The sequence below is a fragment of the Streptomyces sp. NBC_01260 genome (assembly GCF_036226405.1).
GTDB classification, from domain to species: Bacteria; Actinomycetota; Actinomycetes; order Streptomycetales; family Streptomycetaceae; genus Streptomyces; species Streptomyces laculatispora.
This window is the reverse complement of sequence record NZ_CP108464.1, coordinates 8,818,582-8,837,262: the sequence shown is the minus strand read 5'-3', so window position 1 is coordinate 8,837,262 and position 18,681 is coordinate 8,818,582. Positions and strand designations below refer to the sequence as shown.

Below are 18,681 nucleotides of genomic sequence, written 5' to 3'. Positions count from 1 at the left end.
CGGTGCTGACTGAACGGGACACGGTACCTCCTGGCTGTGCACGTTCGACAGGACAGCGGACGGGGCAAACGGCCGGGCCGGGGCAGGGGGAAAGAGGGCCTGCGGGCACGTGCGAGCTGGGGCCGGGGCGCCCGGAACCGCTCGGCGGGCCGGCCCCTTCCCGCCCCTCACAACTCGACCAGCACCTTGCCCAGGTTGGTCCCCCGGTCGTGGTAGAGGCTCCCGTAGGCCGCGGGAATGCTGTCGAAGCCGTGGTGGAGGGTGTGGTCGCAGACGACCTCCCCCCGCCGGACCCTGCCGCCGAGCTCGGTATGGAGCGCCTGCCAGTTCTCGTCGGTGAACCACTCCAGTGAGAAGATCCCGCGCACGGTGGCGCGCGGGAACATGATGTACGGCAGCAGCCGGGGTCCCACCACGTCCTGGCCGACCTGGGTCGCCCACTGCCAGCACACCGCTACCTGGCTGCCGACATTGAGCAGGGAGAAGACCACGTCGGTCACGGCACCGCCGAGGTTGTCGAAGTAGCGGTCGACGCCGTCGGGAGCCGCCCGGGTGAGCGCCTCGCGCACGCTCTCGGCGCTGTCGCCCTGCCGGTAGACGACGACCTCGTCGAACCCCAGCCGCGACAGGTACTCCGCCTTCTGCGGACTCGACGTCGTGCCGACCACGCGGGCACCCGCGAGCCGGGCCAGCTGGCCGACCAGTGTCCCCACCGCGCCGGAGGCACCGCTGATCACCAGGGTGTCCCCCGGCCCGGCGGCGAGGAACGTGGAGAGCGTGCCCCAGGCGGTCATGCCCGGACCCCCCATCGCGCTCAGCGCCGTCGCCAGGGGCAGCGCGTCGTCGTACCAGCACGGGTCGAGACGGCGGAAGGCGGGGAACACCATCGGGAAGGTTCCCGTCTGCCACAGCGATTCCTCGCCCGCGCTGACCAGGTGGGAGCGCCAGCCGCCGAACCCCTGCACCAGATCGCCCGGCCGGTGCGCGGCCCTCGGGCCCGCCTCCAGCACTTCCATGACCGAGTCGGCGCCCATGTGCCGGCCCAGCGGGGTGTCCAGCGCGATGCCCTGGAGGTAGGGATCGACCGAGACGTACAGCGTCTTCAGCAGCATCTCGTCCGGTGCGAGGTCCACGTCGATGTCGCGGACGATCTTCTCGTAGATCCGGTCGACGTCGGGAGCGCCCTCGACATGCTCACGGACGACCCACTCCTTGATCTTCACTTCTGCTCCTGTTCCGTACCGGTGAGGCCGAACGGGGCCGTGGCGGAGCCCGGGGGGCGCCCCCCGACCGGAATGACGCGATGGGTCGGCGGCGGACCGGTCTCGTCGAGGGAAGCGGTGAACGCCCTGCCGTCGTCACGGCAGACGAACTGCACGACGTGCCGGCCCGCCGCGGCCGCGCGGATCAGACCGCCCGTCGTCGCCCAGACGCCGGACAGGTAGAAGTTCTCCAGGCCCGGGAGCCCGGGGCCGTGCTTCTTGACGAGTTCCTCCAGGGTTTCGCCACTCTCCACGAACGGCTGCCACCCCAGGACCGTCCCGTCGTGGTTGCCCGTGTACCGGACCTGGGTGAGCGGGCTCGACACGTCGCGTACCGCGATGGCGTCCTCAAGGCCCGGATATCGCTCCTCCAGGAACTCCACGAGCGCCGTGCGCGCCCGCCGTTTGGCCGCGTAGTAGCCGCGGCCGTGCCGCACGGGAAGCGTGTGGAGCTCCTGGCCACCGCGGCTCCGGGTGATCCGCTCCGGGCCTTCGTCCAGGGCGCGCCAGGGGGCGATGTCGCAGAAATAGGTGGCGTAGACGATGGTCGTCCCGCTGGGCGAGAGCTCCGGATAGTGGCGGCTGCGGAACTGGACGTTGATGCTCCGATGGCGGATGCCGGTCAGTTCGGCCGCCTGAGCCTCGCTCAGCAGATGCGTCGTGCACGGGGCGCCCTCGGGGAAGGGCCGCTTGAGTCCCAGGAAGAGAGTGAAGTAGCCGGGGAACACCATGCCCGGTTCGTTGATGGTCTCGGTGTACAGCCGCCGGTAGGCGTCGTTGAGATAGCGGCCTCCCAGCAGCTTCATCATCGTGGTGGGACCGTCGCAGGCGGACACGATGATGTCCGCGCGCAGTTCCCGGCCGTCGCTGAGGCGGACGCCGACCGCCCGGTCGTCCTCGATGAGGACCTCCTCGACCTTGGTGTTGTACGTGACCTGGCCACCGAGCCGCCGGTAGCGCTGCTCGATCGACTCGGCGAGACCGAGCGACCCGCCTTCGGGGACACCCGCCGACAGGTTGGCGTGCGAGGCGAGCTGGAAGTGGGTCGGCAGTACGGGGAACGCCGGGTGTTTCTCGTAGAGGACGAAGTTGAACGCCTCACGCAGCAGCGGGTCCTTGAACCGGGCCGAGTAGTCCGACATCAGCACCGAGATCGACTTGCGCACCGCGTTGAAGTACGGGATGAACGACGCCAGCATGCGCCATCGCTCCACACGCCCCATCAGCCCCACGGGTTTGAGGAAGGGGTAGACCGCCAGCGCCTTGCGGAAGGAGCGCAGTTGGCGGCAGAACTCCCTGATCTGTTTCGCGTCCGCGGGTGAGAGCTCGGTGAGATGGTCCTGCAGCCGGTCCGGGTCGGAGTAGAAGTAGACCGCTCTGCCGTCCTGTCCCCGCACGATGTTGAACACGTCGAAGTGGCGTACCTCCTTGCCCTGCAACGCGCCGAGCTCCAGCCAGATCTGGTGCATCTCGTTGCCGGGGCCGCTGCCGAGCATCCAGCTGACACAGGCGTCCAGGGTGAAGTCGCCGCGTTCCCATGCGGTGCAGCAGCCTCCCGGGATCTCGTGCATCTCGAGCACCTGGGACCGGTAGCCGTTCATCTGCGCGTAGCAGCCGGTGGAGAGACCGCCGAGCCCGGCGCCGATAATGATCATGGTTTGCCTGTCGCGCGGCGCCCGCGCCACGGGGCTGCTCCTCTCTGTCGTCACGTGCCGGTTCCCTCCCTGGAGGACCATCGGTCGAGCTGAGGCAGCTGCCCCAGTCTGCCCGGGTGCCAGGGAGTGGTGCCGCCGCTCTCCCATGCCCTGAACGGGAGGCCCAGCTCTTCGCACAGGTACTGGGTGGCGAAGCGGCCGGTGGACGCGGCGCGGATCAGACCGCCCATGCCGACCCATTGGCCGGCCATGGAGAACCCGCTGAGTCCGGGCAGCCGCATCCGGTCCTTGCCGACCAGGTCGGCGGACACGTCGTCGGCGTCGGAGAACGCCTTCCACGCCAGGATCGAGCCGTTGTGGTTCCCGGTGTAGCGCCGGGTCGTCGCCGGCGAGGCCACGTCCACCAGGTCGATCCGCTCGGCCGTGCCCGGCCAGAGCCGCTCCAGGAACCGCCGTACGAAGGCGGCCACCTCGCGCTTCCGTGCCCAGTAGGCCTTGCGGTCGCTGTGGCGCAGCGCCTTCCAGTAGGTGTAGTCGCTGAAGTAGGTGCAGTGGACCACCGACTTTCCGGGCGGGGCGAAGCCGTCCGAGTAGCGCGAGCGCAGCTGGACCACCAGGCTGCTCTGGAGCGCACCGGGCAGTTCGGCGGCCGCGGCCGGCGGGAGCAGATACGTGGTGCTGTGGGCGTCCTCGGCGGGAAGACCGCCCTGGACGCCGACGAAGGCGGAGACCACGGCGGGAAACAGCGTTCCGGGACGTTCCAGCAGGTCGGTGTAGAGCTTGTCGACCCTCGCGCCGGTGTATCTGCCTCCCAGCAGCTCGTAGATCGTGGTGTGCCCGTCGCAGGCCGACACGATGTGCTCGGCGTAGTACCTCCTGCCGTTGCGGAGCTCGATGCCGATGGCCCGGCCGTTGTCCACCAGTACCTTCTCGGTGCGGGCGCGGTAGGTCACCGTCCCGCCGAGTCCGGTGTACCGCTCCTCGACCGACCGGGCCAGGCCGAGCGAACCGCCCTGCGGGAAGCCCGCGTTGCCGTGGTAGGCGCTGGCCATGTTGAACAGGTACGGGAGCAGGGGGAAGCCTTCGGGATCCTGGAAGAAGATGTTCCGGAAGGCTCTGCGCAGCAGCGGGTCCTCGAACCGGTCCGCGAACCGGTGCATCGGTGTGGCCGCGGTGCGCCAGAACAGGCGGAACGCCGGCAGTACGGTGCGCAGCGTGGCCGCCCTCTCCCGTAGGGTCCGCAGGGCGGGCGCGGTCAGGAACGGATAGAGCTCGATCTCCGTGAACCGCCTCAGGTCACGGCAGAAGGAACGGATCAGCCGTGCGTCGGCGGGCGAGACGCGCAGCAGGTGTTCCTCCAGGCGTGCCGGATCGTTCCAGAAGGTCACCGAGCGGCCGCCCTCGTCGACGACCTTGTTGAACAGGTCGAAGTTCCTGACCGTCTTGCCGTCGAGCGCGCCCAGTTCACGCCAGACCTGGTTGGCGTCGTTGCCCGCGGCGGTGCCGATCAGCCACTCGATGCAGTAGTCGAAGAGATAGCCGTCGCGGGACCAGGCGGTACAGCATCCGCCGGGCAGTACGTGCTTCTCGAAGATGCGGGTCCGCATCCCGCTCATCTGCGCGTAGCAGCCGGTGGACAGGCCGGCGATGCCCGCGCCGATGACGATGACGCGGGGCGTGCTGCCGGGCGCCCGGTGCCGGCTGTCCCAGACGTCCTCATCCGGCATGGTCCGCCTCCCCCGTGAGAAGGGCGCGTACCAGGGCGGCGTTGCGCGGGAGGTGTTTGGGGTCGAGCATGTCGGCGTGGGTGCCGGAGCCCCGCAAAACGTGGGTGCCGCCGGTGGAGCTGCCGTGCCAGGCGCCCGGGGCGCCGACGGCGTAGAGACCTGCTTTCTCCTCGTCGGTCACGACGCCGACCGAGGCCGCCACCGTCCCGGTGTTGGGGGTTCTGCCGCAGAATCCCAGATACTCGGCCGCGTGTTCGAGTACCGTCTTGGCGACGATCTCGGAACCGGTGTGCTGGTACAGATGACGGCCCAGCTCCGCCTCGAAGGTCCTGACGCCCTCCTCGCCCGGCTCGTACGTCTCCAGGATGCGGCGGGAGTCCAGCACCACGACGTGAGATACCTCGCGCCCACGTGATTCGAGTTCCTTGGCCACCTCGAACGCGAGGTTGCCACCCAGCGAGTATCCGAGCAGCCGGCACGGGCCCTCGGACCAGGCGGACTCCACCAGGTCCGCGTAGCGGGCCACCTTGTCATCACCCGGCACATAGTTGAACGCGACGATCCGGTACTGGCTGAGCTGCGCCGCGAAACCGCGGTAGACGAGCGCGTGGCCACCCGCCGGGGGGAAGCAGAAGACGGGCTGCCCCGGCCCGGGGTTGAAGGTCAGGTAGGGAAGTTCCTCGGACGTCGTGCTGTTGACGAGGTCCTCCACGGCCGCGGCCATGCCGTGCAGGGTCGTGGCCTGGTACAGACGGCTGACGGGGACGCCGATGCCGAACTCCGTCCGCAGGTGGTGGAGGAGTTCGATCAGCTTGATCGAGCTTCCGCCGGATTCGAAGAAGTCGTCCCCGAGTCCCACCCTGTCCATCCCGAGCAGCGCTTCCCAGTACCGGGCCATGCTGAGTTCGTAGAGGGTCACCGGTGCTTCGTACGACTGCTGCCGGTCCGCGCCGGCCGGCACCGGGAGCGCAGCGACATCGACCTTTCCGTGCGGGGTGAGCGGCAGCCCGGGCAGCTCGACGACATGGGAGGGCACCATGAAGGCCGGCACCGCTCCCGCGAGATGGCGGCGCAGGGCTCGCCGGTCCAGCGTCTCCCCCGGCTCCGTCACGCAGTAGGCGCAGAGGGTCGCGTCCCCGGCGGCGTCGGGGCGGACGGCCACCACCGCGCGGGCGAGGCCCGGCCAGCCCGTCAGATGCGACTCGATCTCCGCGATCTCGATCCGGTGACCGCGCAGCTTGACCTGGTGGTCGCTGCGTCCGAGGAGGTGCATCCGGCCGTGCGTGTCCCAGCGCGCCACGTCACCGCTCCGGTACAGCCTTACCGGAGCGGCGCCCGGATCGCGGCTCAGGTTCCACGTCACGAAGCGTTGCGCCGTCTGCTCCGGGTCCCCGGCGTACCCGATCGCGACGCCCTCGCCGCCGATCCACAGGTCGCCCGGCACGCCGGGCGGGACCGGTTCGCCGTGCTCGTCGAGGATATGGAGCGTGCTGTTCCCCAGCGGCCGGCCGATCGGCACCATCATGCCGGGTTCCAGGCCGTCCGCCGGCCCCTCGAAGAAGGCGCTGTCGATGGTGGCCTCGGTGACGCCGTAGGAGTTGATCACCCGGGTGCCCGCACCGCACAGGCCGCGCAGCCGCTCGTACTCCGCCACCTTCCAGGCATCGGAACCGACCACCAGCAGGCTCATGAAGTCGAGCCGTTCGCCCTCACGCTCGCAGTGGTCCATCAGACCGCGTACGACAGCGGGTACGAACTCCGCGCAGTCGACCCGTTCCGTCCGCATCGTGCGGTACAGCCGGGCTGTGTCGAAGATCAGGTCCCGGTCGGCCAGCACCAGGCGGCCGCCCGAGCACAGGGCGCGCACCAGGTCGCCGGTGAACACGTCGAACGAGGGCTCCGCCATCTGGAGGTGGACACGTGCCCGGTCCGCCAGGCGGTACTCCTCGAACCAGGCCCGGTACGCGGAGGCGAGGCTGCGGTGGCTGATCCGTACGGCCTTGGGGCGGCCGGTGGATCCCGAGGTGTTGATGACGTAGGCGGGTGAGTCGAGGTCGGTCGTACCCTGCGGGGCCGGCCCCGCAGTCTCCGCCGGGCGCAGCCCGGCCGGGGTCACCACCGTGGCCGGCAGGCCCTCGGCCCACGCGGCACGTGTGTCGTCGACGACGACGAGGGCGGCCTCAGCGATGCCCAGTACGTGGGCGACGCGGTCGGCGGGCTGATCGGGGTGCACCGGCAGGTAGGCGCCTCCCGCCCTGAGCACCGCGAGGAGGGTGACGACCAGTTCCGGCGACTTGTCGAGGCACACCCCCACGACGGAACCCGGCATCACCCCCAGCTCGCGCAGCCGCCTGGCCCTGGCGTTCGCCCTGCGGTCGAGCTCTCCGTACGTCAGGTGTGCCGTGGCGCCCCACAGGGCCGGCACGGAGACGGCGACGGCCTGGGGGTATGCGGCGGCGATGTCTCCGATCAGGTGGTGGACCGGCCGGTCCCGGCCCGGTTGCCGCCCGGCTACGGCCGGCAACCGGGAGGCTCCACTCCACTCGGTGACCAGCTGCTCGCGCTCCTGGGTACCGAGCATCTCCAGCCTCGGGGTGGGCAGTTCCGCGGGCGCCCTCGTCATGCTGTCGAGCAGGTGGACGTAGTGCGTGGCCATGCGGCGGACGGTCCGGGGCAGGAAGAGGTCGGTGTTGTACTTGAGGACGCAGTGAAAGCGCCCCTCCGCCTCGTCCTCGTAGACCGACAGTGTGATGTCGAACTGCCCTTCCTCTTCGGGGAGTTCGATGTACTCCAGCCGGTATCCGTACTGTTCGGTGGCCACCTTGTGGGTGAGCAGGATGAACATCGCCTGGAACACGGCCGAGCGGCTGGGATCGTGCTGGAGGCCCAGCTCCTCGACCAGCAGGACGAACGGGTACTCCTGGTTGTCCAGGCCGTTCAGGACTGTCCTGCGGACCTGCTCCAACAACTCCGCGACCGTGGGGCCCGTGGACAGGTCGGCGTGCAGCGGCAGCGGATTGACGAAGTAGCCGTAGACCGGGGCGAACTCCTGGTGGGTACGGCCGGTCACCGGGCTGCCGACGATGACGTGGTCCTGGCCGGAGTAGCGGTGCAGCAGGACGTAGTAGGCGCTCAGCAGCACCATGAACGGCGTCACGCCGTGTTCCTGCGCCAGCGTGTGGACCCGGGCGCTGAGCTCGGCATCGAGGACGAAGAACTCCGAGGCGCCGTTGTGCGTCTGCACGGCTGGACGCGGCCGGTCGGTCGGCAGGTCCAGGAGCGGGACCTCGGCGGGCAGGTGGGAGCGCCAGTACTCGAGCATTCCGCCGGCCTCGCGGCCTGCCAGGAACCGGTTCTGCTGGTTGAGGAAGTCCAGGTACCTGGCGCCCACCGGCGGCAGCGAGGGTTCCCGGCCCTGCTTCAGTGCCTCGTACACGGCGAGCAGTTCCTCGATGAAGGTGAACGTCGAGATCGCGTCCGAGACGATGTGGTGGACGGCCTTCATGATGATCCAGCGGCTCTGCCCGCGTTTGAACAGCCGGAACCGCACCAGCCGGTCGTGTTCGAGGTCGTACGGCTTGCGGTACTCGCGGATGATCGTTCGCTGGATGTCCTGCCAGCCCTGTCCCTGGACGTCGAACAGGCCGAGATCGGGCTCCGTCCCGGAGGTCGTGCGCTGCACCGGCAGGCCGTCCTCCAGATGGAAGTTGGCACGCAGCGCTGGATGGCGCGCGATGAGTCTGCGCACCGCCTCGAACATGAGGTCGGGTTCGAGTTCGGCGCGCACCTCCACGGCGCCGCCGATGTTGTACGCGTAGCCGTCGGGATTGAGCTGTTTGAGGAACCAGAGCGCCTTCTGGTTCTGCGTCAGGGGGTGGTTCAGCTCGTCGGTGAACACCTCGACGGCCGTCGAGTCGCTCTCCCCCGCGCTGCCTGCTGCCACCCGTTCGGCCAGACCGTCGTACAGCCGGCCGGCCAGTTCGCCGACGGAGGTGCCGCTCAGCAGGGCGACCACGGGCAGGGCGATTCCGAGATCGGCCTGCGTCCTGGCGCGCAGCTCCATCGCGAGCAGCGAGTCGAGCCCCAGCCCGGTGAGCCCGGCCGCGGGGTCGATCTCGTGCGCCGCGGTACGGAGAACCGTGGCGGTGAGCGCCGTGAACCGGTCGGTCACCAGGCGACGGCGTTCCGTCTCCCCGGCATCGCGGAAGGCGTCAAGGAATCCGCCGCCCTCCTCCACGGTGTGTTCCTGAGCGGCCGCGGCCAATTCGGTGACCAGCGGCGGCGGGGAGTCGTACCAGGCAAGGAAGGTCTGCCAGTCGACGACCGTGGCGACCAGCAGCTGCGCCCGGTCCTGTCCGATGACGCGTTCCAGGACGGTCATCCCGGCTTCCGGGGACAGCGAGCTCATTCCCCGGCTGTGGAGGTAGTGGTCGACCAGGCCCAGTTCCTCGATCATTCCCGTCGCCCAGGGGCCCCAGTCAAGACTCAGCGCCGGCAGGCCCTGCGCGCGCCGCCGGTGGGCCAGCGCGTCCAGAAAGGCGTTGCCCGCGGCGTAGTTGGTCTGGCCCGCGGTCGTCAGCAGCGAGGCGATCGAGGCGAAGAGCACGAAGTGTTCGAGTGGCTCGTCCCGCAGGTGCCTGTCCAGCAGGTACGCCCCCACAGCCTTCGGGTCGAGCACCGCGTCGAACGTGGGGCGGTCCATGTCGGCGACCAGCCTGTCCCGCACCTGGCCGGCCAGGTGGAACACCCCGCGCACGGGCGGCGCTCCGGCCCGCCGGTACTCGTCGAGCCAGGCGGTCAGCGCGTGCTCGTCCGTTACGTCGACCGGCGCCAGGACCGTCTGTGCGCCGGCGGCCTCCAGCTCCCTGAGGAGGGCGACGGCCCGGCCCTGCGCCGTCGCCGGATCGGTTGCCCGCCATGTGTCGCGCCCCGGTACGGGGGTCCGGCTCATCAGGATGAGCCGACGGGCCCCGCGCTTCACCAGGGTCCGGCACAGCAGCCGGCCCAGTGCCCCGAACGCCCCGGTGACGAGATAGCTTCCGTCCGCCCGCAGGCGCAGCGGCAGCGGCCTCGTCAGCCCCTCGGCCGGCTGGAGGCGGCTGGTCGCACGGCGGCCCCCGCGCAGCCCGATCTCCTCCTCGTCGTCGCTCAGGAACTCGCGCAGCAGTGCCTGGGCATCCGCGCGGATTCCGGCTGCGCCTGGCTCCTGTGCGGGGTCGAGGTCGACCAGTTTGCCGCGGTGACCGGCCAGTTCCTGGTGCCGGAGAACCCGCGTCACACCCCAGGCGGGCGCCCCGAGCGGTTCGGCCCCTTCCCCCGGTGACACGGGCTGGGCGCCGCGGGTGACCACGTGCAGGCGGCCGCCGGTCTGCCGGGCGAGGAGGATCCTGGAGAGGGCGACGAGAGAATAGGAGCCGCTGTCCGCGGCCCGCGCCAGGTCCTTCCGCTCGCAGCCGGCGATGTCGGGCAGGTCGAGGTTCCACAGATGCACGACGGTCCCGCAGAAGGCCGCGCCGTCCCGGTCCAGCTCGGCGAAGAGCTGTTCCAGCCGGGCGGCGCAGTCCGGTGCGCCGGATAACTTCCCGGCCCCAGCCGCCCGGTCACCGGAATCCTCGGGGTCGTCGTGGTCGTCCACTCTTACGGTGCGGCAGCGATCACCGCGCGCGGTCACCAGCTCGGCGAACGCGTCCCCGACTCCCCCGTTGTCCGCCAGGACCAGCCACTCCTGCGGCTCTTTCGCGCCGGGACCCTGCGCCCCTCCCTCTGCGGCCGCCGCCCACGGGCGGTCGATCCAGACGGGTTCCGCGAGCCAGGAGTCAACGGTGCTCCGGGAGACGGCCCCCGAGGCCTTCTCCACGTCCGCCGCCCGGAAACCGCGCATGTGGCCCAGCGCCGCCCCGTCCTCGGCGTACAGTGCGAGGTCGCCGACCAGTTCGTCCCCGTCGTGGCGGCGTACCGTGCCGTGCACCCACAAGGGCTGGTTGCCGACGGGGGAAACGCTCATCTCCTCCAGCGACAGCGGCAACCGGATGCCGGTGCCCGGTGACGACGTCTCCCCGGCCAGGATCTGCGGCGTCAGCAGAGCCTGGAAGCAGGCGTCCAGCAGCACCGGGTGGAGGTGGTGGCCTGCCGCCCCGTCCCCGATCACCGCGGGCGGGCTGATCCGCGCCAGGACCTCGTCGGTGCCGATCCAGACCTCCTCGATGGCCTGGAAGGCCGGGCCGTACTGGTAGCCCAGGGCGGCCAGTACGGCGTAGCACTCCTGGTTGTCCAGCCGGCGCCGACTCCGTTCCCTGATCGGGCCGGCGTTCAGCGCCGGCCCGGCGGAGCGGCGCTGCGCGGTACGGACCACCCCGCTCGCGTGCACGACCCGCTCCGCCTCGGGCCCGGCCGCCGCGGACGCGACGACGAAGCCGCCGTCCTCCAGCGACACGGAGAGGTGGACGGTGCGGACGTCGTCCTCGGCCAGGAAGAGCGCCTTGCGCAGATCGATGTCGGCCAGCACGACGTCCGTGCCCCCGGTCAGCTCCCGCACGGCCTGTGCGGCCATCTCCAGGTAGCCGGCCGCGGGAAACACGACGGATTCCTGAATGCGGTGATCGGCGAGGTAGGGCAGCCTCTCGGTGTCGAGCCGGGCCTGCCAGGTCGGTTCGGTGTGGTCCGTGCGGCGGCCCAGCAGGGGGTGGTCGAGCAGACCGAGACGGATCTGTGCGACGGCCCCCGGCTCCGTCCAGTGGCGGTCGCGACGCCAGGGGTAGCGGGGCAGCGGGACCGTCTCACCGACGGGTTGGAGTACGTCCCATGCGACGCCGAGCCCGAGGGTGTTCAGTGTCGCCAGGGACACGGCGAAGCGCTCGGGTTCGTCCTCCTCGCGACGCACCGACGGCACGGAGACGCCCGTGCGCCCCTTGGCCTCCAGGCATTCGCGGATGGCGTGTCCGAGGACCGGGTGGGGGCCGATCTCGAGGAACAGCCGGTGGCCGTCGTCGGCGAGCCGGTCCACGGCCGCCTGGAAGCGCACCCGGTCGCGGACGTTCTTCCACCAGTAACCGGCGTCCAGCTCGACGTGCTCGGCGACGCCCTCCTGGCCCGTGAGGTGGACCGGAACCGTCGCCGGACGGGGATCGATGTCTGCCAGCGCGGTGAGCAGCTCGTCCTTGATGTGATCCATCGCCGCGCTGTGGTAAGGGACCTCCACCGCAAGGAACTTGGCGAAGACCTGTTCGCTACGTAACTCGTCGGCCAGCGCGGCCAGCGCCGTTCCGTCCCCGGCCAGGGTGACCGAGGTGGGGCTGTTGACGGCCGCCACCGAGATCCGGTCCCCGTAGGGGCGGACCCGGCGATCGGCCTCGTCCTCGGGCAGGCCGACGGCGAGCATGGTGCCCGTTCCGGACAGGGTGTGCTGGAGGCGGCTGCGGTGGACGGCGATCCTGACGGCGTCCTCCAGCGAGTAGACGCCTGCCTCGTAGAAGGCGGCGATCTCTCCGGTGCTGTGCCCCACCACTGCGTCGGGGCGGATGCCGTACGAACGCCACAGCGCCGCCAGACCGATCTGCACAGCGAAGTTGGCCGGCTGCGCGAGCCAGGTCTCCGCCATCCGCGACCGGCTCTCGTCGGCCGCCATCTCGTCCATGAGCGACCATCCCACGATCTTCCGGATCTCCCGGTCGCACGCGGTGACCGCGTCCCGGAAGACGGGTTCGCTCGCCAGCAGCCCGCGCCCCATGGCCCACCATTGCGGGCCCATGCCGGTGAACACCCAGACCAGTCGCCGGTCCGGGGCGTCCAGCTGTCGCCCCTGCACCACCCGGGGATGCGGTTCGCCCCGCAGATACGTGTCCAGCGCCTCGTCCAGGGACTCCTTGGAGGAGTAGACGACGGAGAGACGCGATTCGAGGTGCTGACGCCGGTGGGCGAGCGTGTGACCGAGGTCGTCCAGGGCGACCGCGGGTCCGTGCCCTGCGGCGAGCTCGCGCCTGATGCCTTCCGCCATCTGCGGGAGGGCGTCCGGGTGACGCGTGGTCAGGGGAAGAATGCTCCAGCTCCGCTCCTGCGGCCGGAAGTGCTGGGGGTGCGGGGAGGACGCCGTGTGCGCCGTGCGCGCGGGTGCCTCCTCCAGGACTGCATGGGCGTTGGTGCCGCCGAAGCCGAAGGCGTTCACCCCGGCGCGCGCCGGCCCCTCGTGCTCGGGCCAGTCCGTCACCCGGGTGGGGATGTCGTACGGCGAGGTACCGCGGTCGATGGCGGGGTTGATCCTTTCGAGGTTGATGTGGGGCGGGATCCGGCGGTGCTTCAGGGCCAGGGCGGTCTTGATCAGCCCGGCGATCCCGGCAGCCGATTCCGTGTGCCCGATGTTCGCCTTCACCGAGCCGACGTAGCAGGCGGCGCCGGGGGCGCGCCCGATGGCGAGTGCACGGGACAGGGCGTTGGCCTCGATCGGGTCACCCACGGGCGTCGAGGTGCCGTGGGCCTCCATGTACTGCAGATCACCGGGGGTGATGCCGGCCTCGGCGCAGACCCGTCGCACGAGTGAGACCTGGGCCTCCCCGTTGGGGACGGTTATGCCGTTGGTCCGGCCGTCCTGGTTGACCCCGCTGCCGACGATCACCGCATGGATCGGATCCCCGTCCCGCAGTGCGTCCTCCAGCCGCTTGAGCACGACCAGGCCGACCCCCTCGGCACGCACGTAGCCGTCGGCCGAGGCGTCGAATGTGCGGGAACGCCCCTCGGGCGACAGGAATCCGCCCTTCGTCTCCGCGATGGTGTACTGCGGTGCCATGTGCAGCAGCACCCCGCCCGCGAGTGCGAGACCGCTCTCTCCCCTGTTCAGGCTCTGGCACGCCAGATGGACAGCCACCAGGGACGAACTGCACGCGGTGTCGACCGAGAGGCTGGGGCCGCGGAAGTCGAAGGAGTGCGAGATCCGGTTCGACACCATCGTCATCATCGTGCCGGTCGCGGTGTGAGCGGCGAGCGTCCCGAAGCCGAGATCGGCGAACTGCAGGATCTTGTAGTCGAGCGTGAACGCACCGACGTAGACGGCGGTGTCGCTGCCTGCCAGCTCGGCGGGCCGTTGACCGCCGTCCTCCAGCGCCTCCCAGGCCACTTCCAGGAGCTTGCGCTGCTGGGGGTCCATGTGGTCGGCCTCGCGGGGGCTGATGCCGAAGAAGGCCGGTTCGAACTCGTCGAAACCGTCGATGTAGCCGCCCCTGCCGCCAGCCAGGCGACCGGGCTTGTCCCGGTAGCGGCTCTTGAGGGTGGTGACGTCGTAGCGGTCCGCGGGCGTGGGGGTGACGCAGTCCTTGCCGTCCAGCAGGTTCTGCCAGAAGGCCCGGTGGTCCGATGCTTCGCCGGGAAAGCGGCAGCCGATACCGATGATCGCGACTTTGCCCGTAGAAGCGTCATTGATCGCGTCAGCCAAGTTCGCACACTCCTCATCAGGTGGTCGCGCTGCCGGGAGGGCAGCGCCGAAGTCAGTGGTGCAGGGCCAGGGGCCCGGGGTCAGACGCTTTCGCCTCCGGGCCTCTTCGCACGGCGCCACGGGTGGAGAAGGCTCCCGAGGATCTCGCCGGTTCCGGGAAAGGAAGTGGGATCGCCGAGACCGACCGCGGCCGGCTCACGGCCCGACCGCCAGGTGAAACTTCCGAAGAGGTGGTCCCAGCACGAAAGGTCGGAGCCGTAGTGGCCTGCCTCGGACAGATCCGTGCTGTGGTGCAGGCGGTGCTGCTCGGGGCTCGCCAGGACGTGGTTGAGCCGGCCGATGCGTACGTCGATGTTGGCGTGGACGAAGTAGCCCTGCGCGGCCACGAACAGCCCCGTGGCGAGCACGGACTCACGCGAGAATCCGGCGAGAGCCAGGGTGAGTTGGACGGCGCCCTGGGCGAGGGCGATGTCCAGGACATGGTTGACGCCGTTGTTCGCGACGTTGACCTTCTGCGGTACGTGGTGCACACCGTGCAGCCGCCACAGCAGCGGGTTGGTGTGGCCCAGCCGGTGTACCAGGTAGCTGGCCAGCGAACCGCTCAGCAGGGCGGCCGGGATCTCGGCCCATAGTGGGAGCACCGGATCCGCCGGCGAGATCCTCCCGACCGCGGTCGTCACCCCGAGCTGCGCCAAGGCGCTGCCGGCCATGGTGAGGAGGAAGTAGACGCCGTACCAGCGCCACTCCGTCCTGCTGGGGTGCCAGTCGCGCCGGTGCGGGATCAGCCTCTCGAGGGCGGTCAGGTAAAGCAGAGTGCCCACCAGGAAGAGCGGGCTGACCCGACCGGGATCCCAGTGCAGAATCAGCGAACCGGCAGCCACCACGAAGGTGGATGCGAGGAGCAGAGGATATGCGAGGTTACAGAGAATTCTCTGGTAATGGCACCTCGCCAATAATCGCCGCTCGGGGCGAATGCGGCCGTCGGCGCGTCGTTCGTATTCGTACACCCGAAACACCTCCGTGGAAATGCTGACCGGCCGCGCCGCCTGTGTCGCTGGAAGGGGAAACAGGGCCCGTCGACTTCACACGGAAGCCGAAAGCCCTGGAGGCGTACGGAAAATGGATGCCAAGTACTCACGCACCCTTGAGGGTGAATGCGAGTACGCGAGGAGTGGAGCTGATTCGATTCGGTGCACTCGCACGAGGTGTTCCGTACGGGCCCGATACATTCTTTTCCGCTTTCAGCGGCTTCAATCCTCGACCTGCGACTTGATGAGATTCCCCCGAACGTCGTGACTGACCTCGTAGTCATTGAACCCGACGTTCGGGCCGGAAGAAATAGGGAGAGGCCCCGCTGTCGCCGATGTGGGTTACTTAGTATTCTTTTCGTTTCTTTCTCTCTTCCCGGTGGACCGACACCGCGCCCGCGGCACCAGAGGTTTCCAGCACAGTCGCTGACATATGCGGAAAGAGCGGAGCACCGGCCAAGGCGGGCTTGCGCACGCGTCTGCGGCCTCCCGCATACGGTCCGAGGTTCGCGCGATGGCGGCGGAGCAGGGCTTGCAGCGCGCTCTTCGCAGCCCGCACTGGAAAAGGGCTGCGGGCGTCAACGGCCGACAGGCTTACATGAGTTCCATGGTGTCCACCGACCGACTGCCGGCATTCGCGCCCATGCCGTTCCTGCTGATCGTGATTCCCGGGCCCAGCGTGCTGTTCGTGATCGGGCGGGCGGCGCTGGCGCAGGGGCGTCGTGCCGCACTGACCACCGTCGTGGGGAACACACTCGGAGCCTAGTGCTTCACCCGTGACGGCCCCGCCCACGGCGGCCTGCGTACGTTGTGGGAGGGGTTCGCGGTCGGCGTGGCCAACCCCAAGACCATCGTGTTCTTCGCCGCAGTACTGCCGCAGTTCGTCGACCAGGGGCTGGGGCACGTAGCGGTGCAGATGCTGTGGCTCGGCCTGGTCTTCAATGTCATCGCGGTGGCTTCCGACAGCGTGTGGGGACTGATCGCGGCCACTACGCGAAGCCGGTTCGCCCGCTCCCCGCAGCGCCTCGCCCTGGTCGGCGGCGCCGGCGGACTCGCCATGATCGGCCTCGGCGTCACCTCGCCGCGACAGGCCGCAAGGACTGAAGCCCGCCGCACAGGACTGTGGGGGACCCATCCGGCATGGGGGCGTTGAGGGCTGGGGCCCTGGGGCAATCGTTCAAACGGTCGCGCACTCGGCGTGCCCCACCAAGGGCGAAGGCCCCTCTCCCGGTTGCCATTCCTAGGACTCCTAGGTTATATCTAGACCTCCTAGGATCTTGGGGAGGATGCATGGTGCGGGCTGGCCTGACAGTCGAACGGGTGACGATCGCGGGCGCCGAACTGGCGGATGAGGTCGGGCTCGACCGGGTGACCATGTCTCAGGTGGCACGGCGGCTCGGGGTCAAGGACGCGAGCCTCTACACGCACGTCCGCGGCCTGGAGGATCTGCGCGGGCGGATCGCGCTGCTCGCGGCGGACGAGAAGACCATGCGTATCGCCGAGGCGACCGCCGGGCGGGCGGGCAGGGACGCGCTGGTCGCGTTCGCGGATGCCTGGCGGGAGTATGCCCACGAGCATCCGGGCCGCTACACGGCGACGCAGACCCCCATGAAGATCGATCCTGAACTGGCCGCGCAGGCTCCCGGACCGCGGCGCGCGGTCGAGTTGACCTACGGCATGCTGCGCGGCTACGGACTGACCGAGCCCGACCTCACCGACGCGGTCCGGTTGCTGCGCAGCACGTTCCACGGGTTCGTCGCCCTGGAGGCCGCGGGCGGGTTCGCGCATGCACGTTCGCCTCAGCGCTCCTGGGTTCGGGCCCTCGACGCCCTGCACACCCTGTTGGAACACTGGCCGCCGTCCCGGGAAGGGGACTCCGCATGACGGAACCGACCACCGGCAGTCTTCCCGTGCACGGTGCGACCCTGCACTACGAGGTGCGCGGTCACGGTCCGCTTCTGCTGCTGATCCCCGGAGGGACGGGCGGTGCGGCGTCCTACGACCCGGTCGCCGACGACCTGGCCGCCGAATACACCGTCGCGACCTATGACCCGCGCGGCATGTCCCGCAGCACGCTTGACGACCCCGAGGCCGAGCAACGAGTGGCCGAGCATGCCGATGACGCCCTCCAAATACTGGAACTGCTCTCGCCCGGTGAGCCCGCCCGCGTCTTCGGCGCCAGTTCGGGCGCGATCGTCGCCGTGCACCTGCTCACCGCCCATCCGGGACGCGTCGAACGCGTCGTGGCGCACGAGCCGCCGATGGTGGAGGTCCTTCCGGACGCCCCCGGGCATCGCGCGCTCATCGCACGGGTGACCGACACGTTCCACAGGGAGGGGCTCGTCCCGGCGATGACGGTGTTCGCCACCGGGCTGAAGAAGGACGGGGACGCCACCGAGCCGCAGGCCGAGATCAGGCTTCCGCCGCAGGCAGCGGCGCGGGCCGAGCAGACGATGGCCAATCTGCCGTATTTCGTCGGTCGCATCGTGCCCGGCTTCATGTCCTACGCCCCGGACATCCACCGGCTCGAAGCGCTGTCGGACCGGCTCGTGCTCGCCTGCGGCCAGGACTCACGCGGTGAGCTGCCCTACCGGCCGGCCGCATTCCTGGCCGAGCACCTCGGAACGGAACTCCAGCACTTCCCCGGCGGGCACACCGGCCTGACCACGCATCCCACCGAGTTCGGGGAATTCCTCCGCAAGGTTCTCCGCGCCTGAGACGGTGGGGGCGGGCTGTGGCCGGGCAGGCCGGTGTGGTGAAGTGTCGCACCCGGCCAGGAGAAAGGCCTCACCATGAAGGCGTGATCGCGACGAACAGCAGCACTGGACGTGCCTCAGCCATCAGCCTTTCCAAGGTGCAAGAACACGCACCTGATCTGGTGCCCCTGTACGAAGCGGCGGGCGACAGCCTCCGCAGGCAGGGGCTGGAGGGGGTGAGGGCCGCGGTGTACCTGGTGCTGGACCGCTCCGGGTCGATGCGGTCCTACTACCGGGACGGCACCATGCAGCACCTGGCGGAACAGGTGCTGTCGCTGTCGGCTCATCTCGATGACGACGGCATCGTGCCGGTGGTGTTCTTCTCCACGGACGTCGACGGATCCACCGATCTGACGCTCGGCCGGCATCGCACCCGGATAGACAAGTTGCACGAGAACCTCGGCCATATGGGGCGCACGAACTACCACTGGGCCATGGACGAGGTCATCGACCACTACTTGAGCTCCGGCAGCAGCGCTCCCGCCCTGGTGGTCTTCCAGACCGACGGGGGTCCCACCAGCAGACTCGCCGCCGAGCGATTCCTGTGCAAAGCAGCCCGGCTGCCGTTGTTCTGGCAGTTCGTCGGCTTCGGCGACCCGGACGACAACGAGTTCGCGTTCCTGCGCAAACTGGACCCTCTCGCCGTCCCGGCCCGCCGCATCGTGGACAACGCCGGATTCTTCCATGCCGGCCGCAACCCGCGTGCCACCACCGACCACCAGCTCTTCGACCGGCTTCTGCAGGAGTTTCCCGAGTGGCTGACCGCCGCCCGCACCGCCCGCGTCGTGCGGTGAACGACTTCCGGGTCGCGGCGGCGGGCCGTCGCGCACGA

At 69.7% G+C, this 18,681-nt stretch carries 8 protein-coding genes and 1 pseudogene; 4 read left to right on the top strand and 5 right to left on the bottom strand.

Annotation, left to right across the window (positions count from 1 at the left end; all coding sequences use genetic code 11):
• Nucleotides 1–167: 167 nt before the first annotated feature.
• The 5 genes from OG322_RS39320 to OG322_RS39300 form a co-directional block, all read right to left on the bottom strand.
• On the bottom strand, nucleotides 168–1,223 hold the full coding sequence (locus OG322_RS39320; RefSeq protein WP_123465752.1) for an MDR family NADP-dependent oxidoreductase: 1,056 nt from the start codon (nucleotides 1,221–1,223) through the stop codon (nucleotides 168–170).
• Nucleotides 1,220–2,917 carry a phytoene desaturase family protein gene (locus OG322_RS39315; RefSeq protein WP_329307654.1) on the bottom strand — a complete coding sequence of 566 codons (1,698 nt, stop codon included), beginning with the start codon at nucleotides 2,915–2,917 and terminating at the stop codon, nucleotides 1,220–1,222. Before OG322_RS39315 ends, OG322_RS39320 begins: the two co-directional genes overlap by 4 nt.
• A gap of 50 nt (nucleotides 2,918–2,967) precedes the next feature.
• The gene (locus tag OG322_RS39310; protein ID WP_124286009.1) at nucleotides 2,968–4,644 is read right to left on the bottom strand and encodes a phytoene desaturase family protein; all 1,677 of its coding nucleotides are present in this window, start codon (nucleotides 4,642–4,644) and stop codon (nucleotides 2,968–2,970) included.
• On the bottom strand, nucleotides 4,634–14,065 hold the full coding sequence (locus tag OG322_RS39305) for a non-ribosomal peptide synthetase/type I polyketide synthase (protein ID WP_329307653.1): 9,432 nt from the start codon (nucleotides 14,063–14,065) through the stop codon (nucleotides 4,634–4,636). The genes OG322_RS39310 and OG322_RS39305 overlap by 11 nt, the downstream gene beginning before the upstream one ends.
• 80 nt (nucleotides 14,066–14,145) lie before the next feature.
• Nucleotides 14,146–15,039, bottom strand: a complete 894-nt coding sequence (locus OG322_RS39300; RefSeq protein ID WP_260147245.1) for a sterol desaturase family protein — start codon at nucleotides 15,037–15,039, stop codon at nucleotides 14,146–14,148.
• Nucleotides 15,040–15,700: 661 nt separating this feature from the next.
• Here OG322_RS39300 and OG322_RS39295 point away from each other — a divergent pair.
• The 4 genes and pseudogenes from OG322_RS39295 (at nucleotide 15,701) to OG322_RS39280 (ending at nucleotide 18,643) form a co-directional block, all read left to right on the top strand.
• Nucleotides 15,701–16,197: pseudogene (locus OG322_RS39295) on the top strand (LysE family translocator).
• A 186-nt stretch (nucleotides 16,198–16,383) separates the two neighbouring features.
• On the top strand, nucleotides 16,384–16,977 hold the full coding sequence (locus tag OG322_RS39290; protein ID WP_123465744.1) for a TetR/AcrR family transcriptional regulator: 594 nt from the start codon (nucleotides 16,384–16,386) through the stop codon (nucleotides 16,975–16,977).
• Nucleotides 16,974–17,810, top strand: coding sequence for an alpha/beta fold hydrolase (locus OG322_RS39285; RefSeq protein ID WP_329307652.1), 837 nt, complete (start codon nucleotides 16,974–16,976; stop codon nucleotides 17,808–17,810). Before OG322_RS39290 ends, OG322_RS39285 begins: the two co-directional genes overlap by 4 nt.
• 137 nt (nucleotides 17,811–17,947) lie before the next feature.
• The gene (locus OG322_RS39280; protein ID WP_443066582.1) at nucleotides 17,948–18,643 is read left to right on the top strand and encodes a VWA domain-containing protein; all 696 of its coding nucleotides are present in this window, start codon (nucleotides 17,948–17,950) and stop codon (nucleotides 18,641–18,643) included.
• Nucleotides 18,644–18,681 lie beyond the last annotated feature (38 nt).